This window comes from Escherichia sp. E4702 (genome assembly GCF_963883545.1).
In the GTDB taxonomy this organism is placed as follows: domain Bacteria; phylum Pseudomonadota; class Gammaproteobacteria; order Enterobacterales; family Enterobacteriaceae; genus Escherichia.
The window spans coordinates 36,574-60,491 of sequence record NZ_CAWORF010000027.1; the positions used below are offsets into that span (position 1 = coordinate 36,574).

20 protein-coding genes are annotated in these 23,918 nt (G+C 53.4%); 7 read left to right on the forward strand and 13 right to left on the reverse strand.

Going from position 1 to position 23,918, the window contains the following annotated elements; all coding sequences use genetic code 11:
* Positions 1–10 precede the first annotated feature (10 nt).
* The 3 genes from dapD (at position 11) to AACU94_RS17120 (ending at position 2,248) form a co-directional block, all read left to right on the forward strand.
* Entirely contained in the window at positions 11–835 is an 825-nt protein-coding gene (gene dapD / locus AACU94_RS17110; protein WP_001186656.1) for a 2,3,4,5-tetrahydropyridine-2,6-dicarboxylate N-succinyltransferase, read from the forward strand.
* A 52-nt stretch (positions 836–887) separates the two neighbouring features.
* Entirely contained in the window at positions 888–1,700 is an 813-nt protein-coding gene (gene yaeI / locus AACU94_RS17115; RefSeq protein WP_135489868.1) for a phosphodiesterase YaeI, read from the forward strand.
* Positions 1,701–1,861: 161 nt separating this feature from the next.
* Complete coding sequence (locus tag AACU94_RS17120) at positions 1,862–2,248, forward strand: DUF3461 family protein (protein ID WP_000272188.1); 387 nt, start codon at positions 1,862–1,864, stop codon at positions 2,246–2,248.
* An 86-nt stretch (positions 2,249–2,334) separates the two neighbouring features.
* Here AACU94_RS17120 and cdaR read toward each other — a convergent pair whose 3' ends face one another.
* The 3 genes from cdaR to dgt form a co-directional block, all read right to left on the reverse strand.
* The gene (gene cdaR, locus AACU94_RS17125; protein ID WP_130217332.1) at positions 2,335–3,492 is read right to left on the reverse strand and encodes a DNA-binding transcriptional regulator CdaR; all 1,158 of its coding nucleotides are present in this window, start codon (positions 3,490–3,492) and stop codon (positions 2,335–2,337) included.
* 154 nt (positions 3,493–3,646) lie between these two features.
* Positions 3,647–5,074 (reverse strand): serine endoprotease DegP, encoded by a 1,428-nt coding sequence (gene degP, locus AACU94_RS17130; protein ID WP_130205012.1) that lies wholly within the window; start codon positions 5,072–5,074, stop codon positions 3,647–3,649.
* Between the two features lie 129 nt (positions 5,075–5,203).
* Positions 5,204–6,721 (reverse strand): dGTPase, encoded by a 1,518-nt coding sequence (gene dgt, locus AACU94_RS17135; RefSeq protein ID WP_130257826.1) that lies wholly within the window; start codon positions 6,719–6,721, stop codon positions 5,204–5,206.
* An 83-nt stretch (positions 6,722–6,804) separates the two neighbouring features.
* Here dgt and mtnN point away from each other — a divergent pair, with 83 nt between their 5' ends.
* The 3 genes from mtnN to AACU94_RS17150 are packed head-to-tail and all read left to right on the forward strand — an operon-like array spanning position 6,805 to position 8,957.
* Positions 6,805–7,503: a 5'-methylthioadenosine/S-adenosylhomocysteine nucleosidase gene (gene mtnN, locus AACU94_RS17140; RefSeq protein WP_064525028.1), complete on the forward strand. Its 699-nt coding sequence runs from the start codon at positions 6,805–6,807 to the stop codon at positions 7,501–7,503.
* Positions 7,496–8,296: a vitamin B12 ABC transporter substrate-binding protein BtuF gene (gene btuF / locus AACU94_RS17145; RefSeq protein WP_130205008.1), complete on the forward strand. Its 801-nt coding sequence runs from the start codon at positions 7,496–7,498 to the stop codon at positions 8,294–8,296. The genes mtnN and btuF overlap by 8 nt, the downstream gene beginning before the upstream one ends.
* 37 nt (positions 8,297–8,333) lie before the next feature.
* Complete coding sequence (locus AACU94_RS17150) at positions 8,334–8,957, forward strand: TRIC cation channel family protein (RefSeq protein WP_064525034.1); 624 nt, start codon at positions 8,334–8,336, stop codon at positions 8,955–8,957.
* A gap of 46 nt (positions 8,958–9,003) precedes the next feature.
* On the opposite strand, the gene erpA is transcribed toward AACU94_RS17150, so the two are convergent.
* The 4 genes from erpA to AACU94_RS17170 are packed head-to-tail and all read right to left on the reverse strand — an operon-like array spanning position 9,004 to position 10,910.
* A complete protein-coding gene (gene erpA / locus AACU94_RS17155) occupies positions 9,004–9,348 on the reverse strand; it encodes an iron-sulfur cluster insertion protein ErpA (protein WP_001295564.1) in 345 nt (114 codons plus the stop codon).
* Positions 9,341–9,406 (reverse strand): small protein YadW, encoded by a 66-nt coding sequence (gene yadW, locus AACU94_RS17160; RefSeq protein WP_120795373.1) that lies wholly within the window; start codon positions 9,404–9,406, stop codon positions 9,341–9,343. Before yadW ends, erpA begins: the two co-directional genes overlap by 8 nt.
* A 23-nt stretch (positions 9,407–9,429) precedes the next feature.
* On the reverse strand, positions 9,430–10,851 hold the full coding sequence (gene clcA / locus AACU94_RS17165; RefSeq protein WP_130217336.1) for a H(+)/Cl(-) exchange transporter ClcA: 1,422 nt from the start codon (positions 10,849–10,851) through the stop codon (positions 9,430–9,432).
* On the reverse strand, positions 10,848–10,910 hold the full coding sequence (locus tag AACU94_RS17170) for a hypothetical protein (RefSeq protein WP_214430084.1): 63 nt from the start codon (positions 10,908–10,910) through the stop codon (positions 10,848–10,850). Before AACU94_RS17170 ends, clcA begins: the two co-directional genes overlap by 4 nt.
* Before the next feature lie 161 nt (positions 10,911–11,071).
* On the opposite strand from AACU94_RS17170, the gene hemL reads away from it, so the two are divergent.
* The gene (gene hemL / locus AACU94_RS17175) at positions 11,072–12,352 is read left to right on the forward strand and encodes a glutamate-1-semialdehyde 2,1-aminomutase (protein WP_000045305.1); all 1,281 of its coding nucleotides are present in this window, start codon (positions 11,072–11,074) and stop codon (positions 12,350–12,352) included.
* A 257-nt stretch (positions 12,353–12,609) separates the two neighbouring features.
* On the opposite strand, the gene fhuB is transcribed toward hemL, so the two are convergent.
* The 6 genes from fhuB to hrpB all read right to left on the reverse strand — a co-directional run bounded on the left by fhuB (position 12,610) and on the right by hrpB (position 23,904).
* Positions 12,610–14,592: a Fe(3+)-hydroxamate ABC transporter permease FhuB gene (fhuB, locus tag AACU94_RS17180; protein ID WP_130221603.1), complete on the reverse strand. Its 1,983-nt coding sequence runs from the start codon at positions 14,590–14,592 to the stop codon at positions 12,610–12,612.
* Entirely contained in the window at positions 14,589–15,479 is an 891-nt protein-coding gene (gene fhuD, locus AACU94_RS17185; RefSeq protein ID WP_135489872.1) for a Fe(3+)-hydroxamate ABC transporter substrate-binding protein FhuD, read from the reverse strand. The genes fhuB and fhuD overlap by 4 nt, the downstream gene beginning before the upstream one ends.
* A complete protein-coding gene (fhuC, locus tag AACU94_RS17190) occupies positions 15,479–16,276 on the reverse strand; it encodes a Fe3+-hydroxamate ABC transporter ATP-binding protein FhuC (protein ID WP_001158929.1) in 798 nt (265 codons plus the stop codon). Before fhuC ends, fhuD begins: the two co-directional genes overlap by 1 nt.
* A gap of 50 nt (positions 16,277–16,326) precedes the next feature.
* A complete protein-coding gene (gene fhuA, locus AACU94_RS17195) occupies positions 16,327–18,570 on the reverse strand; it encodes a ferrichrome porin FhuA (protein ID WP_135489874.1) in 2,244 nt (747 codons plus the stop codon).
* Positions 18,571–18,789: 219 nt separating this feature from the next.
* Complete coding sequence (mrcB, locus tag AACU94_RS17200) at positions 18,790–21,312, reverse strand: bifunctional glycosyl transferase/transpeptidase (RefSeq protein WP_130217344.1); 2,523 nt, start codon at positions 21,310–21,312, stop codon at positions 18,790–18,792.
* Positions 21,313–21,474: 162 nt separating this feature from the next.
* On the reverse strand, positions 21,475–23,904 hold the full coding sequence (hrpB, locus tag AACU94_RS17205) for an ATP-dependent helicase HrpB (protein ID WP_135489875.1): 2,430 nt from the start codon (positions 23,902–23,904) through the stop codon (positions 21,475–21,477).
* Between the last annotated feature and the right edge of the window lie 14 nt (positions 23,905–23,918).

Consider the following 23,918-nt stretch of genomic DNA (forward strand, 5'->3'; position numbering starts at 1 on the left):
GAGTTTAACAATGCAGCAGTTACAGAACATTATTGAAACCGCTTTTGAACGCCGTGCCGAGATCACGCCAGCCAATGCAGACACCGTTACCCGCGAAGCGGTAAATCAGGTGATCGCCCTGCTGGATTCCGGCGCACTGCGTGTAGCGGAAAAAATTGACGGTCAGTGGGTGACGCATCAGTGGTTGAAAAAAGCGGTGCTGCTCTCTTTCCGTATTAATGATAATCAGGTGATCGAAGGGGCAGAAAGCCGCTACTTCGATAAAGTGCCGATGAAATTCGCTAACTACGATGAAGCACGTTTCCAGAAAGAAGGCTTCCGCGTAGTGCCACCAGCGGCAGTGCGTCAGGGCGCATTTATCGCCCGTAATACCGTGCTGATGCCATCTTATGTCAACATCGGCGCATATGTTGATGAAGGCACGATGGTTGATACCTGGGCCACCGTCGGTTCCTGTGCGCAGATTGGTAAAAACGTGCATCTGTCTGGCGGCGTAGGCATTGGTGGCGTGCTGGAGCCGCTGCAGGCTAACCCGACCATTATTGAAGATAACTGCTTCATCGGCGCACGCTCTGAAGTGGTTGAAGGGGTGATTGTCGAAGAAGGTTCCGTCATCTCTATGGGCGTATACATCGGTCAAAGCACCCGTATTTACGACCGTGAAACCGGCGAAATCCATTACGGTCGCGTACCGGCAGGTTCTGTGGTGGTATCCGGCAACCTGCCGTCGAAAGATGGCAAATACAGCCTCTACTGTGCGGTTATCGTTAAGAAAGTTGACGCGAAAACTCGCGGTAAAGTTGGTATTAACGAACTGCTGCGTACCATCGACTAAAAGTATGCACACGGGCAGCACGACGCTGCCCGATTTTTTGCAGGGATGAGCAATGATTTCACGCCGACGATTTTTGCAGGCTGCCGCCGCGACGTTAGCCGCGGGCTCAGGTTTCGGTTATATGCATTACTGGGAACCTGGCTGGCTTGAATTAATCCGTCACCGCCTCGCCTTTTTTAAAGACAACGTTGCACCTTTCAAAATCCTTTTTCTGGCAGATCTCCATTACTCTCGTTTTGTTCCTCTAAGCCTGATTTCTGACGCGATTGCTCTTGGCGTAGCACAAAAGCCCGATTTGATATTGCTGGGCGGCGATTACGTATTATTTGATATGCCGCTGAATTTTCCGGCGTTTGCTGACGTACTCTCCCCCCTTGCCGAATGTGCGCCGACGTTTGCCTGCTTCGGCAACCACGATCGCCCTGTTGGTACAGAGAAAAATCGCTTAATTGGCGAGGCGTTGCAATCGGCGGGCATCACGGTGTTGGTTAACCAGGCAACCGTGATTGCCACGCCGAACAGGCAATTCGAACTGATAGGCACTGGTGATTTATGGGCCGGACAATGCAAACCGCCTCCCGCCAGCGAAGCCAATCTGCCACGACTGGTGTTGGCGCATAATCCCGACAGCAAAGAAGTCATGCGTAATGAAAAGTGGGATCTGATGCTTTGTGGTCACACTCACGGCGGTCAGTTACACGTGCCATTAGTTGGCGAACCTTTTGCGCCAGTTAAAGATAAACGCTATGTCGCAGGGTTAAACGCTTTTGGCGAACGACACATCTACACGACTCGAGGTGTGGGAAGTTTGTATGGCTTGCGTCTGAACCGCCGTCCGGAAGTGACAATGCTGGAACTGGTGTAGAACATGAATGATATCGCCAGAATAAAGCAGGTAATTTTTTTAATTTTACGCCATGATAGAAGTCTGGAAGAAAAAGGCTTTCTGCGATCACAGTCGAGCCGGGCGGGCCAGGCCAAATGCTAAGATAAGCACAATTTACTGACTCATTTTGAGGTAACGCTATGTACGACAATCTGAAAAGTCTGGGTATTACCAATCCTGAAGAAATTGATCGTTACAGCCTCCGGCAGGAAGCCAACAACGATATTCTGAAAATCTATTTTCAGAAAGACAAAGGCGAGTTTTTCGCTAAAAGCGTGAAGTTTAAATATCCGCGTCAGCGCAAAACAGTGGTCGCCGATGGTGTGGGTCAGGGTTATAAAGAAGTGCAGGAGATCAGCCCGAATCTGCGTTATATCATTGATGAACTTGATCAAATCTGCCAGCGTGATCGTAGCGAAGTTGATCTTAAGCGTAAGATCCTCGACGACTTACGTCATCTGGAGTCAGTAGTAACCAATAAGATCAGCGAGATTGAAGCCGATCTGGAAAAACTGACGCGTAAATAATCCCGAACTGACGGTTAGCTCGGGCAATCCCCTCTTCTTCGGGGTGAGGGGAACAAGCCAGCGCCGCCTCGACCTTAACGCATAACCTACCGCTCTTCATCCAGTTGCAACGCAACATACAGCAGCAACCTGTCATCAAAATTGCCCAAATCCAGCCCGGTCAGTTCCGATATACGATTAAGCCTATACTCCAGAGTATTGCGATGGATAAACAGCGCCTTTGACGTTGCCAGCGGCTGCACATTATGGCGAAACCACGCTGCCAGCGTCCGCCGCAGCAAGCCATTATTATCCATCGCTTTTAGCCGTGCCAGAGGACGCGCCAGTTCGTTGGCTTGCCAGTCGCCACGTAAACTGTCGAGTAATACTGGCAGCATCAGATCCTGATAAAAATAGCAGCGACTTTCTGGCATCCGCTGTTTACCCACGACCATCGTTGTTTTCGCCGTGCGATAAGAACGCGCAATACTGCCAGCGCCGGTAAAATAATTGCCCAGTGACACGCGAAAACGCAGCTGGCCGTACTCCTTCATACGAGTAATAAGTTGCTCTACTCGCTTACGATGGTCTTCCGCATCCCAGCGCCCAAACGTATTCAACGCCGGTTTCAGCACCACCATTTCGGTTAGCGAGACTATCGCCACCAGATTGTTGCGTTCCGGCGTGGTGAGTGCATTTTGCAGTTGCTGTAGTTCCGCCATCGCGCTGTCCACGCCAAGCTGGCCGCTATCGACCTCGACAATGGCCACCACGCGGGGTTGATTGAGATCGATACCCAGTCGTTGCGCCCATTCGGTTAACGCTGGCGTATTTTCTTCAGCCTGAATCAGATGCATGACTAACTCTTCACGCAGTCGGCTATCCTGCGCCAGCAGGTGCATCAACCGCGACTGTTCCAGCATCATCTCCGCCGTCATACAGACCAGTTCACCATATTTGCGCAAATGCTCCGGTTCACCGGTCAGGCCGATAACGCCGACAATCTCGCCTTCCAGCCGTAACGGCAGGTTAATCCCCTGACGTACACCGTGCAGATGGCGCGCTACCGCATCATCGATATCGACCACCCGCCCTTGCGACAGTACCAGTAATGCACCTTCGTGCAATTCACCAATACGCTCACGATCGCCGCTGCCGATAATTCGCCCGCGAGCATCCATTACGTTGATATTGGTATCGATGATGCGCATGGTACGCGCCACGATATCCTGCGCCATTTTGGTATCAAGATGCCAGCCAGCCATAAGCCCTCCGTTGTGCACGGTTTAGCATAAGGAAGTACGCAACGCACGGCATTGTGCAAATGCACAAAGGACGACGGAGAAATATGGAGTTGTGGAGGGGGTCACAAATTGAAAAGAGAACCCCTTCCCGTTTACAGGAAGGGGTTGAGGGAGATTACTGCATTAACAAGTAGATGGTGCTATCGCCACGCTGAATGTTCAGCGCCAGCACTGACGGCTTGCTGTCGAGAACTTTACGCAGTTCAGCGATGTTTTTCACTGTCTGCTGGTTCGCGCCAATAATCACATCACCTTTTTTCAGGCCAATCTGCGCAGCCGGAGTACCGGTTTTCACGTTGTTCACGACCACGCCCTGATCTTTGCCTTTGTTGCTCATTTCAGCGCCTTCAATACCATTGAAGATAGAGCTGGAATCAACTTGATTCTGGCTGCTCTGCTGCAGTTCCAGATTCACGTTGACCTGCTTACCATCGCGCAGCAAGCCCAGGGTCAGTTTGCTGCCCACCGGCATAGTACCCACCTGAGCACGCAGTGCGGCAAAGCTGCTGATCGGCTTACCGTTCAGTGAAGTGATCACATCACCCGCTTTAATACCCGCTTTTGCAGCGGAGGAATTCGGCAGAACCTGGCTTACGAAAGCGCCACGCTGGGCGTCAACTTTCATCGCTTTCGCCAGTTCAGAGTTCAGCTCAGTCCCCATAATGCCCAACTCACCGCGTTTCACCTGGCCGTATTCCACCATCTGTGAGGTCAGGTTTTTCACCATGTTGCTCGGGATAGCAAAACCGATACCGATGTTACCGCCGTCTGGTGCAAGGATCGCGGTGTTAATACCGATCAGTTCACCGTTCAGGTTAACCAGCGCACCACCGGAGTTACCCCGGTTGATTGCTGCGTCCGTCTGGATGAAGTTTTCGTAGTTTTCGGCGTTCAGACCGCTACGCCCCAGTGCAGAGACGATACCGGAAGTTACCGTCTCGCCCAGACCAAACGGATTACCGATAGCGACGGTATAATCACCCACGCGCAGCGCATCGGAATCCGCCATCTTAATCGCGGTCAGGTTTTTCGGGTTCTGGATCTGGATCAGCGCGATATCAGAGCGCGGATCTTTGCCGACCATCTTCGCGTCGAACTTACGGCCATCGCTCAGTTGAACTTTAATGACCGTCGCGTTATCGACAACGTGGTTGTTAGTCACGACATAGCCTTTATCGGCATCAATGATGACGCCAGAACCCAGCGCCATGAATTTTTGTTGCTGGCCACCGCCGTTACCACCTTGTCCACCGCCCTGACAGAACGGGGAGCTCTGGAACGGAGAACCTTCCTGGCAGAACGGGGAATCATCACCGAAGAACTGCTGGAAATTACGCGGCATACGCGGCGTATTAACGGTTGTGCTACCTTCTACGTTAATGCTGACCACTGAAGGCATCACCTTTTCGAGCATCGGTGCAAGGCTTGGCATCTGCTGGGCTGTCGTTGCTGAAGAAGTCTCAGCCGCCGTTGCAGAGAGCGGAGATAACGCCAAACCTAAACTCAGAGCCAGTGCACTCAGTGCTAATGTGGTTTTTTTCATGTATTTCAGTCTCGATTAACAGATAACGCAAAATTGCTGTGTTCTTCAGATTCGTTTTATAGCGCGAAGTTCCGAACTAAAGTTTCTGCAAAAAGTAAAAATTTATTGTCCGTCTTTACAAAAGCCTGGTTATTGTTCTACGGCCATCAGACGTCGGTATTCATCCCACGCATAAAGGTCTGTCATACCGCTGATATAATCCTGTAACAGCCGGCAGCGGTAATAATATTCCCATAGCGGGAGCTCAGGTGAATCTGACGATAATTTACTGACAGCCTCAACATAGGCCAACCGATGGCGCGTTGAGAGCTTATGGAATAAACGCGTTTCAATGGGGAAACGTTTCACACGCTCTTTTTCAACAAGTTCGGTAAAGTCTGATAACGACATGTTTAACAACGGTCGATATATCTCTAATAAACCGCTAATCACCCGGTAGCCCTGCAATTCAAGCTGCTCGACATCTGGATGGCTAAACACATGTTTTACAGCGACATTTTTATATAACTTCAGCAACTGGCTACATTCGCTGGCATCTTCTAACAGTGCATGATTAAAGGTTCCGGCAAAAATTTCAGGTAAGTTATCAATAAATCGTTGTGCCGCATACGGCACCAGTTTATTTAAGGTATTTACGCGTAAATACATAAAAAACTGATCTTCCGTGCTACGACTTAAGCTATTTGAGCGCGATTTTTCCCAGGCATTTTCTACCACCTGCGCAAACAGCGAGCCGTTCTCATGCTGGCCCCACGCTTCATGCAGATGATGATAAAGCTGTTCAACGGTAAATATTCTTTTTTCTACCGCATCTTCAAGATCAGCCACACAATAAGATATATCGTCGGCCGCTTCCATAATCCACGTTAATGGGAAGCGACTGTAAAGCGCTAAATTAAGTTCTTTACGTAAACGCGCAATATAGAATTCTTCAGAAAGGTAATAGCCCGGCTTTTTCATTAAATAATCGTGAGTCGCGGGCGTTTCGCCACGCCACCACGCCGGACGGGTATATTTTAAAATACCGCCTACCTGGGCCCAGGTAAGATTCATCCGCATCAATGTATGCACCAGACGAATACCCTGTGCGTTACCTTCAAAATGACATAAGTCCTGACGAATTTTTCGCCGCAGCTCGTTGAGCGGCTCCTCCCCTTCCCTCAATCGCAACGCTGCCACGCTACAGCGATCGTCGGTTAATGGCTGACTTTCGGCATCCGCCGGGTACAAGCGCTGACGGAACCAGTCATTAATGGCTGCCTCGCCGAAATGACCAAACGGCGGATTTCCTATGTCATGCATCAGGCACGACATTTCGACAATGCTTTCAAACGGCCCGGTCAACTCGTCCAGACCGTAAGCCTCCAGCAATTTAAGCTCTTTCAGGCGGCTTAAAATCTCTTTAGCGATATAACGCCCCACCTGCTGAACTTCCATAGAATGGGTAAGACGCGTGCGCACGGCAGCATTGCGCTCAAGTGGGAAGACCTGGGTCTTTTGTTGCAGACGGCGAATCGCCGGGGAGTTGATAATACGCCCGCGATCACTCTCGAAGATCCGCAGGATCTCATGTTCAGTTTTAACGCCCTGCGGTGAACGATAACGACGATGCCAGTTTATTTTATTTCGGAAATCAATCTGTGCCATGTCCTCTCCCGCGTGAGAAATACGCTTCCCCTCAAGCGCATGATAAACTATGCCTTCAAATCGAGCTTATCGCGAGTAAATCTATGAAAATCGGCATCATTGGTGCAATGGAAGAAGAAGTTACGCTGCTGCGTGACAAAATCGAAAACCGTCAAACTATCAGCCTGGGCGGTTGCGAAATCTATACCGGCCAACTGAACGGAACCGAGGTTGCGCTTCTGAAATCAGGCATTGGTAAAGTCGCAGCGGCGCTGGGTGCAACTCTGCTGCTGGAACACTGCAAGCCTGATGTGATTATTAACACCGGTTCCGCGGGTGGCCTGGCGCCAACGCTGAAAGTGGGCGATATCGTTGTCTCGGACGAAGCACGTTATCACGACGCGGATGTCACGGCGTTTGGCTATGAATACGGTCAACTGCCTGGCTGCCCTGCGGGCTTCAAAGCTGACGATAAACTGATCGCTGCCGCCGAATCCTGCATTGCCGAACTGAATCTTAACGCTGTACGTGGCCTGATTGTTAGCGGCGACGCTTTCATCAACGGCTCTGTTGGTCTGGCGAAAATCCGCCACAATTTCCCGCAGGCCATTGCAGTCGAAATGGAAGCGACGGCTATCGCTCACGTTTGCCACAATTTTAACGTCCCGTTTGTGGTGGTGCGCGCCATCTCTGACGTCGCCGATCAACAGTCTCACCTTAGCTTCGACGAGTTCCTGGCCGTTGCTGCCAAACAGTCCAGCCTGATGGTTGAGTCACTGGTGCAGAAACTGGCTCATGGCTAAGTCACTATTCAGGGCGCTGGTCGCCCTGTCTTTTCTTGCGCCACTGTGGCTCAACGCCGCGCCGCGTGTCATCACACTTTCCCCCGCTAACACCGAACTCGCATTTGCCGCCGGGATCACGCCGGTAGCGGTCAGCAGTTATTCCGACTATCCGCCAGAAGCACAGAAAATAGAGCAGGTTTCCACCTGGCAAGGGATGAATCTGGAACGTATTGTGGCGCTAAAACCCGATCTGGTCGTAGCCTGGCGCGGGGGTAACGCCGAGCGGCAAGTTGACCAGCTTGCTTCGCTGGGAATAAAAGTGATGTGGGTCGATGCGACAAGCATTGAACAAATTGCCGATGCGTTACGTCAACTGGCCCCGTGGAGTCCGCAACCTGACAAGGCCGAGAAAGCCGCGCAAACCTTGCTGGAACAGTATGCACAACTCAAAGCTAAATTCGCCGACAAACCTAAAAAACGTGTTTTCTTACAATTCGGCATTAATCCGCCCTTCACCAGCGGAAAAGAGTCGATTCAGAACCAGGTACTGGAAGTTTGCGGTGGAGAAAACATCTTTAAAAACAGCCATGTTCCCTGGCCGCAGGTGAGCCGCGAACAGGTATTAGCACGCGCGCCACAGGCTATTGTCATCACTGGCGGATCGGACCAAACTCCTAAAATCGAGCAATACTGGGGTGAACAGCTCAAAATTCCCATTATTCCTCTCACAAGTGACTGGTTTGAACGTGCAAGCCCACGTATTATCCTCGCTGCACAACAACTCTGTAATGCGCTTTCACAAGTGGATTAGCGCCTGACCTTTTCAGGTGCTCAGTGGGGATTGAACAATGCTCGTCTATTGGCTGGATATAGTCGGCACAGCGGTATTTGCCATCTCCGGCGTTTTACTTGCCGGAAAATTGCGTATGGACCCTTTTGGCGTCCTGGTATTAGGCGTGGTTACCGCAGTAGGCGGTGGAACCATTCGTGACATGGCGCTGGATCACGGTCCGGTATTTTGGGTGAAAGACCCTACCGATCTGGTCGTTGCAATGGTAACCAGCATGCTGACGATCGTCCTGGTACGCCAGCCAAGACGCTTGCCGAAATGGATGCTGCCGGTGCTGGATGCTGTTGGGTTGGCAGTATTTGTTGGCATTGGCGTCAACAAAGCCTTTAATGCGGATGCGGGTCCATTGATTGCGGTATGTATGGGCGTTATTACGGGCGTTGGCGGCGGGATCATTCGCGATGTACTGGCGCGCGAAATCCCCATGATTTTACGTACAGAAATCTACGCAACAGCCTGTATTATCGGCGGTATTGTCCACGCTACGGCTTATTATACGTTTTCCGTCCCGTTAGAAACGGCCAGTATGATGGGGATGGTGGTAACGCTATTGATTCGACTGGCAGCTATCCGTTGGCATCTTAAACTGCCGACGTTTGCGCTGGATGAGAATGGGCGTTAAAGAGAGTAGATGTGCCGGATAGTTTATCCGGCACATTAACAGCAGATTAGATGCTGAAGGAAGAACCGCAACCGCAGGTGCTTTTCGCGTTCGGGTTGGTCACGATGAAACGAGAACCTTCCAGTCCTTCAGTATAATCAACGGAACCACCAACCAGATATTGCAGGCTCATCGGGTCAACCACCAGGCCAACGCCCTGTTTTTCAATGGTCATATCGCCTTCGTTCACCTGATCATCAAAGGTGAAACCATACTGGAAGCCGCTGCAACCGCCACCGGTGATATACACGCGTAATTTCAGATTCGGGTTATCTTCGTCAGCGATCAGGCTTTTAACTTTGTTGGCTGCTGCGTCGGTAAACTCCAGCGGCAGTGCTACGTCATCACTCATATTTTGCTCCAAACGACATCGGCAATTGGGCAAATTCTAACCCAATAATAATCGCCATTATCTAATACCCTGGTATTTCGTTCAAGTATTCTCGCTGGCGACAGCGGCCTTGCTTCGCGCCAGTTGCTCCGCTTCCTGTTTTGCCAGCGTGCGCGCAAGAATCGCCGAGTATAGCGGTTTTCCGCCGGTAAATTGTGCTAATAGTGTTGCGCCAAGACCGGTAATAATCATTGGCAAAATGAGCTGATAGTTATCTGTCATCTCTAATACCAGAATGATCCCCGTTAACGGCGCGCGAATGGACGCCGCCAGTAACGCGCCCATTCCGGCAATAGCAAAGGTGCCTGCTTCAAGGTGATATTGCGGAAACAGTTCAACGGCAACCATCCCGAACGCGGTTCCCAGCACGGTACCCAGCGCCAGCATCGGGGCAAAAATACCGCCCGGCGCGCCGGAAGAGAAACAGAGTAAGGTGGTGATGACCCGCGCGACAAAGATAAATACCAGCATTCCCATGCTGAAGTTCCCCGCCGTGGCGATAGGAATCAGGTTAAAACCACCGCCTGAGGTTTCAGGAGCGACAAAACCCAGCAGCCCACACAAACCACCAATCGCACCGCCCATCAGTACCCATTTGGTTATATTGCCGCCGTGTACGCGGTGTAGTAAATCCTGCATCCCCAGCACCCATTTATTAAAAATAGGGCCGAAGATGCCAAAAATAATACCGAGGATCAGATAAAGCCACAGCGTATTGAGCGGCGCGTCAGAAAGTTTACCGACGTCAATAAGTGCAACTTCGTGGTTAAATACCCGGTACATAATGGTCGACATAATGACGCCAATAAATACCGCTTTAATCGAAATTAGCGTATAGCGAAACTGCGGACGCATCTCTTCAATAATAAAAAGAATACCCGCCAGCGGCGCGTTAAAAGCTGCCGCCAGACCCGCCGCCGCACCGGTTGCCAGTAACGTATGGCGAGCTTCGTCACCTTTCATGCGGAAAATATCAAGTACCATCCGGCCAATATTACCGCCAATCTGCACGGTTGGCCCTTCGCGCCCCAGTACCATACCGCCGCCCAGCGTCCCCAGGCCACCAAAGAATTTCACTGGCAATACACGCCACCAGCGAACGGGACGTTGATCTTCCAGCGCCCCTTCAATTTCCGGGATACCCGAACCACCCGCTTCCGGCGCGTATTTGCGCACTAAGAAATAACCGAACATCGCCAGCACTGCCGAACAGAGAAAAGCAACGGTTAACAGAAGTGGATAATTATCGGCAGTATGTACCAGCGCGCCCATTCGTTGGTTCTGCAACCAGGCGACACCTTTGTCAAAAGCAACCGCTGCCAGCCCGACAAGGGTACCGACGACCGCCGCCATAAACAAAATAGCTAATGGCGTTTTATCACGCTCAAGAAGCTGGCGAATGAGTTGTCTGCGTCGCAGACGCGCAGCCTGCGGTATTTCATAAGAGGGAGTATCAGTTTTCATCCAATGATCACATATTGGTCATACAAATAAGATGACGGCATTTTACTCGTACATTCAATGAAAATCCTTTGCAAAGCGTAATGTTTCAAATGCACAAAACTTTTATACTCTACGAAGTCAAAGTTGCAGCAGTAAAAGCAACTTGTTGACGAGTATTTAACTTGTTATGAATAACCTAGAATAGCAGCCATTCACTTTTTCTACGAATCAGGAACCCTCCATGAGTAAGTCTGAAAATCTTTACAGCGCAGCGCGCGAGCTGATCCCTGGCGGTGTGAACTCTCCTGTTCGCGCCTTTACTGGCGTGGGCGGCACTCCACTGTTTATCGAAAAAGCGGACGGCGCTTATCTGTATGATGTTGATGGCAAAGCGTATATCGATTATGTCGGTTCCTGGGGGCCGATGGTGCTGGGCCATAACCATCCGGCGATCCGTAACGCAGTGATTGAAGCCGCCGAGCGCGGTCTGAGCTTTGGTGCGCCGACCGAAATGGAAGTGAAAATGGCGCAACTGGTGACCGAACTGGTGCCGACGATGGATATGGTGCGCATGGTGAACTCCGGCACCGAAGCGACAATGAGCGCCATCCGCCTGGCCCGTGGTTTTACTGGCCGTGACAAGATCATCAAATTCGAAGGTTGCTACCACGGTCATGCTGACTGCCTGCTGGTGAAAGCCGGTTCTGGCGCACTCACTTTAGGGCAGCCAAACTCACCGGGCGTTCCGGCAGATTTCGCCAAACATACCTTAACCTGTACTTATAACGATCTGGCCTCTGTACGCGCCGCGTTCGAACAGTACCCGCAAGAGATTGCCTGTATTATCGTCGAGCCGGTGGCAGGCAATATGAACTGTGTTCCACCGCTGCCAGAGTTCCTGCCAGGTCTGCGCGCGCTGTGCGACGAATTTGGCGCGTTGCTGATCATTGATGAAGTGATGACCGGTTTCCGCGTAGCGCTAGCTGGCGCACAGGATTATTACGGCGTGGTGCCAGATCTCACCTGTCTGGGCAAAATCATCGGTGGTGGAATGCCGGTAGGTGCCTTCGGCGGTCGTCGTGATGTGATGGATGCGCTGGCTCCGACGGGTCCGGTGTATCAGGCGGGTACGCTTTCCGGTAACCCGATTGCGATGGCCGCCGGTTTCGCCTGTCTGAATGAAGTCGCGCAGCCGGGCGTTCACGAGACACTGGATGAGCTGACAACACGTCTGGCAGAAGGTTTGCTGGAAGCGGCGGAAGAAGCGGGAATTCCGCTGGTCGTTAACCACGTTGGCGGCATGTTCGGTATTTTCTTTACCGACGCCGAGTCCGTAACATGCTACCAGGATGTGATGGCCTGTGACGTGGAACGCTTTAAGCGTTTCTTCCATATGATGCTGGACGAAGGTGTTTACCTGGCACCGTCAGCGTTTGAAGCGGGCTTTATGTCTGTGGCGCACAGCATGGAAGATATCAATAACACCATCGATGCTGCACGTCGGGTGTTTGCGAAGTTGTGATCCAACATTGTTTGTCGGATGCGGCGTGAACGCCTTATCCGACCTGACGGTTCGGGGCCGTTTGTAGGCCCGATAAGACGCGTCAGCGTCGCATCGGGCATTGTTTGCCGAATGCGGCATGGACGCCTTATCCGACCTGGAGTGCAGGACCGTTTGTAGGCCCGATAAGACGCGCCAGCGTCGCATCGGGCATTGTTTGTCGGATGCGGCGTGAACGCCTTATCCGACCTGGAGTTCAGCGCCGTTATATGGAAAAATTAACGGCTCTGCTTTCTCAGCAAATAAATAAAATACGGTGCGCCGATAAACGTCGACAGCAGACCCGCCGGGATCTGGAATGGAAACAGCACCATCCGCCCACACCAGTCAGCGAACACCAGCAGTAAACCACCCACCAACGCCGAAATCACAATATGCGGCATCGTCCGTCGAAAGCCCATCATCCGCGCAATATGCGGTGCCATCAGACCAACAAAACTCAACGGTCCAATGGTCATTGTCGCGGTCGCCGTAAGGCAAGCCGCTAACAGCAACAGCGCAATTCGCGTCGGCGCCAGCGCCATCCCCACGGCTCGCGCGGTATCACCGCCCAGCGGTAAAATGGTCAGCCAGCGGCGACACAGCGGGGTAATCGCCAGCAAAATCACCATCACAATCCCCGTGCGCCAGACCTGCGCATCGGTCGCGTTGTAGGTCGAACCAGAAATCCAGGTCAGCACTTGCGCCATTCGCGGGTCACCGCTCGCCTGCAACATCATCAAAAGCATGGTGAACGCGGTGCTTAACGCCATCCCCGCCAGTAACATGCGGTGTGGGGAAAATCCACCGCGTCCGGCGGCGATCATAATGATCAACAGCGTCACCGCAGCCCCGAGACTTCCCGCGGGTAACAGCCAGCCAAAGGCATTACCCGGTACCAGAAACAACATCAACACCACGCCAAACGCCGCGCCAGAGCTAATCCCCAGCACTTCTGGGCTTGCCATCGGGTTTCCGGTCAGCCGCTGAATAATACAGCCCGCCACCGCCAGCATGACGCCCGCAAACAGCGCTGCCATAATTCGCGGCCAGCGCCAGGGCATCAAATCCTCGAGCAACGCCCCGCTCGCCCACGTCCAGCCGTGCGCATCACGACCAAACGACAGCGCCACCACCACAGCCATCAACAGCAGCACGCCGCCCGCGAGGGCAAACGCCAGCACATGTTGGCGTTCAGTCGCGACACGATCGTTAACCTTCATATCTGGCGCACTGATGCTACGTAAACGCGGCAGTAGCCACAACAGCAGCGGCGCACCAATCAACGCAGTGACTGAACCGGTGGAAACTTCCATCCACACGCGAGTCAGCCAGAGGATGATTTGATCAGAAAGCCACAGAATTAACGCCCCAATCAGCGACGCCAGCATCAGTCGCGGCAGCAGACGCCGCGCGCCCAGCATTTTTGCCAGCAGCGGCGCGAACAAGCCGATAAAGCCGATAATCCCCACCGCGTTCACCAGCAGCGCACTGATGACTATCGCCAGCGACAGCGCAGCCAGACGCGCCAGCGACAAGGCCAGCCCGAGATTGCGCGCCACGCCATCATCAAGCCCCATCAGGGTTAACGGGCGAAGTAGCAGTAACGTCAGCATCACGCCGCCCAGCAGCTGCGGCCATAAACGCTCAACGCCGCCCCAGTCGGTTTGCGTCAGCGTTCCGGTGCTCCACAGGAACATGCTTTGCAACTGGTCGTGATGGAAGATGACCAGTAACTGATTGATCGCCCCGCAATAAAGGCTCACCACCAGCCCCGCGAGGATCAGCGTTACCGGCGAAAGCCGTTTCCCCCACGCGACGCCAAAAACGATTAAGCCAACGACACAAGCGCCCGCCAGCGCAGCAAACTGGCTCGCCATCGCGCCGGGGATCGCCCAGAGCGTGGTGACGGTAATCCCCAGTTGCGCGCCTGTAGCAACGCCCAACGTCGTCGGTTCCGCCAGCGGGTTACGCAGCACTTGCTGAAACAGCACACCCACCAGCCCCAGGCCCGCGCCCACCAGCAGCGAAATCGCCAGACGCGGCAACAAGCTGTAGTGAAAAATCATCTGCTCGATGACATCGATATCCGGCGACCAGGCAGCCTGCGCCCACTGGCTACGCGGCAGCGCCTGCGAAAAGTTCATCCAGGTGAGCGCCGCTGCGACAATCACCAGCAGCGCCAGCAATAACGCCGGGAAAAGCGCAATACGTTTACTCACGCTTTACCTCCGATGGCGTTATCCAGAATACGCACAAAGTGCATTGCCGAAAGCGTCGCGCCATAGAACCAGACTGCCGGAACGCGCTGAAAACGTCCGGCGCGGACAAACGGCATGGCCTGCCACAGCGGGGTTGCCATTAGCGCGTCCATCTCCTTGCTGTTGTCATGATCAAAACAGAGCACATCAACATCTTTATACGCCGCCAGACGATCGATACTGACGGCGGTACTGCCCCAGAAGTTGGTTTCCCCTTGCCAAGCATTTGGGATGCCGTACTCATCGAGAATTTCCTGGAACAGGCTGTTTGGACCGAAGACCAGCATATGGCGCGGATCGAGAAGCGACGTCAGCAATAACGGGCGCGCTCCACGCTTCACAAAGCGGGGTTTCATGCTGCGGATAAAGTCTTCATATTGCGCTAAATGCGTTTCTGCTGCGCTTTGCAGATTAAGTAAATCCGCCATTTCCGTCAGCGATTTACGCGCCATCGCCAGCGGCTGTTTTCCGTCGCTGAAGTTAAATCCGCGTCCCGGCGCAATGCGTGCCAGCATTTCTGGCGAAGGGCCATATCCCGCCGACCAGACCATAAACGATGGTTTCATTTCGGTCAGCAGTTCAAGGTTAGGTTCTGTGCGCAAACCAACGTCAATCACCGATTCAGGTAATGGTGGTTCGCTGACCCACAGGCGATAGTTGATGGTGTCCGCCACGCCGTAAGGTACGATGCCGAGCGCCAGCAGTAATTCCACCGGCAACCACTCCAGCGCCACAACGCGATGTGGATCAATAGCCGCCGCACGGGCGGTATTCATCTGCCATAGCAACGGAGAAAGCGCCATCGCCGTTAACAGTCGGCGGCGCGAAATAAGAGGTAAACCGCTCATCAATAAACAAAACTCACAGGTGCAGCACCCGCCGGATGCGGCAAAATCCCCATCGGGATGCCATAAATCATTTCGAGGGTTTCGCCGCGCATAATTTCCGCAGGCGTTCCCTGAGCAATCATTTCACCACCGCGCAGGGCGACCAGATAATCACAGTAGCGCGCCGCCATATTGATATCGTGCAGCACGGCAATGACCGTCAGACCACGTTCCTGACTTAAACGATGCACCAGCGCCAGCACGTCAACCTGGTGGGCGATATCCAGCGCCGAGGTCGGTTCGTCGAGCAACAGACAACGGCTATCCTGCGCCACCAGCATGGCGATCCACGCCCGCTGACGCTCGCCGCCAGAGAGACTATCGACCAGCCGATGCGCCAGCGGTTTTAAACCTACCAGCGAAATCGCCTCTTCGACCTTTTCGCGATCTGCCGCGCCAAAGCGCCCCAGCGCGCCATGCCACGGGTAACGACCAATCGCCACCAGTTCACGCACGGTCATCCCTTCTGCCGGAGGAAGCTGCTGCGGTAAATAAGCCACTTTGCGGGCGAACGCTTTGCTACTCCAGCTTTCCAGCGGCTGGGCATCAAGAAGAATTTCGCCTTCCGACGGTGGCTGATGACGGCCAAGCATTTTGAGCAGAGTGGATTTACCAGAACCGTTGTGACCAATCAAACCAGTCACTTTCCCGGCAGGAAAGGTTAACGACAGCGGATGCAAAAGCGTGCGCCCGGGCACACGAAAGGAGATATTACGCAGTGCAAAAGTGGTATCGGAATGATTCGTGTATTCCTGCATAACAGCCAACTTGTGAAGCGGGCACGGAAATCCGTGCCCCAAAGAGAAAATTAGAAACGGAAGGTTGCGGTTGCAACGACCTGACGTTCTGCGCCCCAGAAGCAGCCATAGGTGTTAAAGCAGCTGGCGACGTATTCACGATCGAACAGGTTGTTAACATGCAGCGCCACGTTGGAGCCAGCCATGCCGACTCGCGCCAGATCATAACGCACTAACGCATCCACGACCGTATAACTTCCCACTTTAAAGGAGTTCGCCGGATCGCCGTAGCTGGAGCCAGTATAACGACCGCCAGTACCCAGCGTCAGACCTGAAAGTGGACCGTCAAAGAAGGTGTAATCAGCCCACAGAGAAGCCATGTGTTTTGGCACCTGCGCAGGTGTATTGCCTTTATAGGTAGTATCGGTGGTGTATTCCGCATCGGTGTAAGTATAAGAACCGACTACGTTAACACTCGCCGACAGCGCCGCTTTTGCTTCGATCTCAACGCCACGCGCACGGATCTCGCCACCTTCAACCGAGAAGAAGGAACCCTCAGGATCCGCCATCAGGTTGTTGGTTTTGGTGAGATTATACAGCGCGCCAGTCACCACAATTGGGCGATCTTCCGGTACGTATTTCACGCCGACTTCGTACTGCTTACCTTTAGACGGTGCGAAAATATTACCATCCTTCCCGACCTGTGAAGAAGGTTCAAACGATTCGCTATAGCTGAAGTACGGTGTTACGCCGTTATCAAACAGGTAGTTAACGCCACCACGCCAGGTGAACTGTTTGTCATCACGTTTATCTGTCGTTCCCGCTACGCGGTTAAGAGATTCTTGATCTGCCCAGTCGTAACGACCGCCCAGGGTGACCAGCACTTTATCCCACTGCGCCTGATCCTGAACGTAAATACCCGTTTGCTTCTGCTTATTCAGAATGCGGTACGGGCCTGAGTTTGCCGGGTCTTTGGCATTGAAATCGAAATTGGTATTCACCGGATTGTACAGATCGAGCAGTGGCACAGAGTCGTCGTAACCAAACCAGGCGTTGATGTCATTACGCATACGCATAAAGTCGACACCGGTCAGCAGGGTATGGTCGATATCGCCAGTGGCGAATTTGCTTTGCAACTGGGTATCAACAGAGAAGTTTTGCAGCTTCTCATCATCAACGACGTATTTACGCGCCAGATAATGGCCTTTATCCGCTGGCGCTAATGCTGCACACTGCTGGCTGTAAGCATTCGCCGGATCGGAGCAGACGCCGTAACCATAAACGCTGTTTTGCGAGGTTTTGTTTTCAGCAAAGCGCAGGTTCTGACGCACAGTAAAGGTGTCATTAAATTCGTGGTCGAAGCTGTAGCCCACCATCTTCTCATTACGAGAATAGGTGTTGTTCTTCGCCCCTTCATTAAAGTCAGTCGGCAGACGCTTACCGTTTGGCAGCGTATCAACGGTCCCTTCTTTCGGCAACCAGCCGTAATAACCGGTTTCCGGCTCATTCTGGAAGTAAGAGAGGAAGGTGAAATTGGTTTTATCGTCCGGACGCCAGGTAAACGCTGGAGCGATGGCATAACGCTGCTCTTCCGCCCCCTTTTGCTGGGCATTGGCAGAGCGCGCAAGACCGGTCAGACGATAAGAGTAAACGCCGTCATCATCCAGCGCATCGCTAAAGTCAAAACCGGTCTGGAACAGGCTGTCAGTCCCGGCTTTAAACTGGACTTCTTTCAGTGGTTCGGTGGTCGGGCGCTTGCTGACCATGTTCAACAGGCCGCCAGGACTGCTTTTACCGTAAAGCACGGATACCGGGCCACGCATGATTTCAGCGCGCTCCAGCATATACGGGTCGATAACCGCATCGTTATAGAAGTTACCCTGCATCTTCAGGCCATTCAGATAGTTGTTCTGACTTTGGCCTTCCGCAGCAAAACCACGAATGATCAGGTGGTCATAAGTGTTGGATGCGCCACGCGTACCCACTGAGACACCCGGCGTGTAACTGAGCGCTTCTTTTACTGACTTCGGCTGATGCAGCGCCATCTCTTCGGCAGTCACAACAGAAATAGACTGTGGCACTTTTTGAATCGGCGTATCTGTTTTGGTGCCGGTGGCGGACTGTCGCGCCGCGATAGTGGCAGCCGGACCCCATGCGCTTTCTTGTGGCGCAGGTGCAGCGGTAACGGTGATAGTGTCTTCTTTCGGTTCAACCGCTGCCTGTGCATAAACAGACATGCCGCTAACCGCTGTGGCTACTACGACTGCGATTTTACGCAGTGAGTGTTTTGGCTGAGCAGTTTTGGAACGCGCCATTGGTATATCTCTGATGTAAAGTGAATGATAACGTAAACGAGAATGATTATTATAAAGATAAGATAATATTCGAAACGCTAGCGGGTTCGCAAGCGGTACGCAATCTGAGCGTTCCTGAAGGGTTAATAAACAACCAGATGAAAAGAAAGGGTTAATACTTTGGGTGGGATGTTATTTTACCGGATGGCAACTCGCCATCCGGTATTTCACGTTTAGACGTTAATTACTACCAAACATATCCTTGATCCAGCCTGCCACGCCGTCGCTGTCTTTCTGCTGCTGTTGAGCAGGTTGCTGTTGCGGCTGAGAAGACTGATCAAACGGATTGCCTGACGGCTGCTGCTGTATCTCACTCTGCTGGCACAGCGATTGCGGATCGCTGGTCCAGACCGGCAAAGTACGCATACCACCGCTGCAAACAAAGTTACCGTCGTAATCCACGCCCATATCCACGATATCTTCCGGCGGTACAAGATTCAGCGGCGTTGGTGTCTGATTAGCCAGATAACGCTGGTAAATCGACATCGCCCCGCTGGCACCGTACAGCTTAGTCGGCTGGTTGTTATCGCGGCCTACCCAGGTGATGGTCACCGTGCTGCCGTCAATGCCCGCAAACCAGGTATCAACGTTGTTGTTGGTAGTACCCGTTTTCCCTGCCAGATGCAGGTTCGGATATTTCGCCCCAAGCTGACGCCCTGTACCACGTTGCACCACTTGCTGCATGGTCCACAGCGTCAGATACGCCGCCTGCGCCGGAACTGCGCGTTCCGCCTGCGGGAAGCTCTGATACAGCACCTTACCATCTTCCGCGATTACCGAACGCAGTGCAGAAAGCGGCGCGCGGTTACCACCGCTGGCGATAGTCTGGAACGCCTGCGCCACTTCGATTGGCGTTAAGTTCAGCGCTCCCAGCAACATTGCCGGAACTGGATTCAACTGGTCTTTCGGCACGCCCAGTTTGATCCAGGTATCCGTAACCGCAGGCAGCCCCAGCGCCATCCCCAGATTCACCGTCGGCACGTTCATCGAACGGGTCAACGCATCCACCAGCATCACTCTGCCGCTTTCGCTATAGCGACGATCATCGTTCTGCGGTGACCAGACCTGACCGTTCGGCTGACGCAGCGCGATTGGCGCATCGGCAATCCACGTATTCAGACGATAGATTTTCGGCTGGCTTAACGCCGTAAGATAAGTCGCTGGTTTTGCCAGTGAACCAATCGAACGACGTGCCTGCATCGCACGGTTGTAGCCCGCAAACTGCGGTTCAGCCCCCCCGACCATCGCACGGACTTCGCCACTAAAGCGATCAACGACGACAATCGCCGTTTCCAGATCGCTCAACTTACGCTGTTTCTTCAGTGCAGGAATGCCTTCTACGGCAGCTTTTTCTGCCGCATCCTGGGCCACTGAGTCAAAAGTAGTGAAGATCTTCACACCAGAGAGATCTTTCACCTTATCGCCCAGTTTCGCCTGCAACTCCTGACGCACCAGCTGCATAAAGGCTGGCTGAGGAGAGATTACTCCGCCGCGTGGCTGTACGCCCAGCGGACGCGCACTCAGCATTTCATACAGTTCGCCGTCGATAATCTGCTGTTGTTGCAGCAAACGCAGCACCAGGTTACGTCGCTCCAGCGCCAGTTTCGGATTACGCCACGGGTTGTAGATCGACGCGCCTTTCACCATGCCAACTAACAGCGCCTGCTGGTCAAGGCTCAACTCTTCTACCGGGCGACCAAAGTAGTACAGGCTCGCCAGCGGGAAGCCACGAATTTCGTTGTCGCCGCTCTGACCGAGATACACCTCGTTCATATACAGCTCAAGAATGCGATCTTTGCTGTAACGCGCATCCATGATCAACGCCATATAGGCTTCGTTCGCTTTACGCCAGTAAGAACGTTCGCTGGAGAGGAACAGGTTTTTCACTAACTGTTGCGTCAGTGTACTCGCCCCCTGCACCGTGCGTCCGGCTGTCAGGTTCGCCAGCACCGCACGTCCAATGGAGTAGAGGCTGATGCCATCATGCTCGTAGAAATGACGGTCTTCTGTCGCCAGCAAGGTATCTACCAGCAAGTCCGGGAAACCACTGCGCGGCACAAACAGACGCTGCTCGCCGTTTGGCGAGGAGATCATGGTGATCAGGCGCGGATCAAGACGGAAGAAACCGAACTGCCGGTTGTTCTCCATATTGACGATGGTCGCCAGATGATCACCATCAAAAGTCAGACGCGCACGCACCTGCCCTTCTTTACTGTCCGGGAAATCAAACGGACGGCGGATCATTTCAATGCTGTTGGCCTGCACGGTAAATTCGCCAGGACGGGTCATCTTCGACACCTGACGATACTGGGTCGCCTCCAGCAGTTTCACCATCTCGTTCTTGCTGATGGTCATATCTGGTTCAAGGTTAACCATTCGGCCATAGACCGCCGCTGGCAACTGCCAGACCTTGCCATCAATACGGCTACGAATTTTTTGATCGAGATAAACGCCGTAAATGGCGATCAGCACGGCAAAAACGATAGCCAGTTTTAGCAGCAACCATAACCAGCCGCGTTTGCCACGAGGCTTACGCCCTTTTCCTTTGCCCTTTCCTTTGCGCGGCATCGGTTCTTCGTCCTCATAGTCATCATAATCGTCGTAATCATCGTCGTCTTCGTAACGACGACGGCTTACCTTTTGTTTGACTGGACGCGTCGGTTTCCCTTTGCGTCCAATTGGCTCGCGGTCATTCCCGGCCATGCTTTTTCTCCGCAATATTCAGGCGCAAAAGCCCGATTTTCTGTTCTTCTGTTGCAATACAGAAGAAGATATCTCTCAAAATGCTTTTCACCCTCTCCCTGTGGGAGAGGGCCGGGGTGAGGGCATCAGCGCGCACATTGCCCCTATGCCCGTTTACCAACCTTACGAATACTTTTTCGTCCGCCGCGTTGGTGCGGTATTCGCCGGGTCGTCCGGCCAGACGTGTTTGGGATAACGCCCTTTCATCTCCTTTTGCACCTCACGATACGCCCCTTTCCAGAAGGCCCCCAAATCACGCGTGATTTGCAGCGGCCTTTGGGCGGGTGAAAGTAACTCCAGCACCAGCGGCACACGCCCCTGGGCGATTGTCGGATTGGTGGCTTCGCCAAACATCTCCTGCATTCTTACTGCCAGCGCAGGTGGGTTATCTTCATGATAACGAATGGCGATCCGACTTCCCGTCGGCACAGTGTAATGCGCAGGCAGGGAACTCACCAGACGTTGCTGCATTCCCCAATCGAGTAATCCATGCAGCGCCTGGTAAATATCGACTGATTTCAGACCACGTAGCGAATGTACACCGCTCATATGCGGCAACAACCACGTTTCAAGCGTCGCCAATAAACTCGCGTCATCGACCGCTGGCCAGTCATACTCTGGTAACCACTTCGCAGCGCACAGTAAACGCAGGCGTAGCTGTTCCGCTTCTGGCGTCCAGTTGAGGACGTTTAATCCTTTATCGCGTATACCGTTAAGCATCGCCTGATGTAATTCTTCTTCCGAAGGTTTCGCTAGTGGCTGCACTTTTACCGTGAGCTGGCCAATTTGCAGCCGACGCCAGGCTTTCAGCGTGCCTTGAGCATCGTCCCACTCCACAGTGTCAGACTGTTGCACCAGTTGCGGGCAACGTTCTACTAACGTATTAATATCGACCGGCAGCGCCAGCAAAATCCGCGCATCCGGCGAGGCGCTGCCCTGCAATAATAACGGTGCGATCAGCCATTCGTGGCGGTTTAACGCGTCGTCGGCATCCAGCATCGCCCCCATGCCGTTCGCCAGTTGATAGCGACCATCTTGCCCACGCCGACGAGCAATACGATCGGCAAACGCCCCGGCAAGTAGCGGCGCAATAAGCGAACTGTCCTCCTCACCGCCGCGTACGTTTAAGCGTTTCAACAGTTGCTGACTACGTTGCTGCCAGGCAGGTTGATTGCGCGAGAACGCCACGCCAAGATCGCCATTACCCATCCGTGGCGGTTCTTCGAGAATAGCGGCAATTTTTGCGGCGGTAGCCGCTTCATCGTCACTCTTCGCGCTCACCAGCATTGCCGCTAAACGCGGATCGTTACCCAGCGCCGCCATTTTTTGCCCTTGCGCACTAAGCCGTTCACCGTCCAGCGCCCCCAGCATTTGTAACAGGCGTTTCGCCGCCTGTAGATTCACCGCTGGCGGGTGATCCAGCCAGTTCATCTGTGCCGGATCGCTACATCCCCATTGCAGTAACTCCATCAACAAACCGGAGAGATCGCTTTGTAAGATCTCCGGTTCACTTTGCGCTGCGGCGCGTTCCGCCTGCTCTTTAGCGATTAAATGCAGGCAAATACCTGGCTCCAGACGCCCGGCGCGCCCGGCACGTTGCGTCATCGACGCCTGACTAACGCGCTGAGTGATCAACCGAGTAAGACCCGTACGCGGATCAAAGCGCGCTACCCTTTCCTGGGCGCAATCCACCACCAGACGGATACCTTCGATGGTTAGACTGGTTTCAGCGATGTTGGTCGCCAGCACCACTTTGCGCATTCCTTGCGGCGCAGGGAGGATAGCTTTTCGCTGATCGTTCAGCGACAACGCCCCATACAGTGGGCAGAGCAACACATCACTGCCGATGCGTGACGCCAGTTGTTCCTGCACGCGCTGAATTTCTCCGACACCAGGTAAAAATAACAGTAATGACCCAGTTTCCTGGCGCAGCAATTCGGCGGTAGCGGCAGCTACTGCTTCGTCAAAGCGTTGGTGTGCAGGCAACGGCAAATAGCGGCGCTCCACCGGATACGAGCGCCCTTCGGAAACAACAACGGGCGCTTCTGGCAGCATCTGCTGCAAGCGATCGTTATCCAGCGTAGCCGACATAATTAGCAGCTTTAAGTCATCGCGCAGACCTTGTTGCACATCGAGTAACAACGCCAGCGCCAAATCCGCCTGCAAACTGCGTTCATGAAATTCATCGAGGATCACCAGCCCCACGCCGTTCAGTTCCGGGTCGCGCTGGATCATGCGCGTCAACACGCCTTCGGTGACCACTTCCAGACGAGTATTCGGCCCGACGCAGTTTTGCGCACGCATCCGGTAGCCAACTGTGTCGCCAGGCTTTTCGTTCAGCAGCTCCGCCAGGCGTTGCGCAACGTTACGCGCCGCCAGTCGACGTGGCTCCAACAGGATGATTTTCCCGTGAATCCCTGAATGCGCCAGAAGTTGCAGCGGTAGCCAGGTCGATTTTCCGGCTCCGGTCGGCGCACTTAATAACACCTGCGGCGCATAATCGAGGGCGGCAAGTAATTCAGGTAAGACGGCTGCAACGGGTAACGACGACACAAAACGCTCCAGAG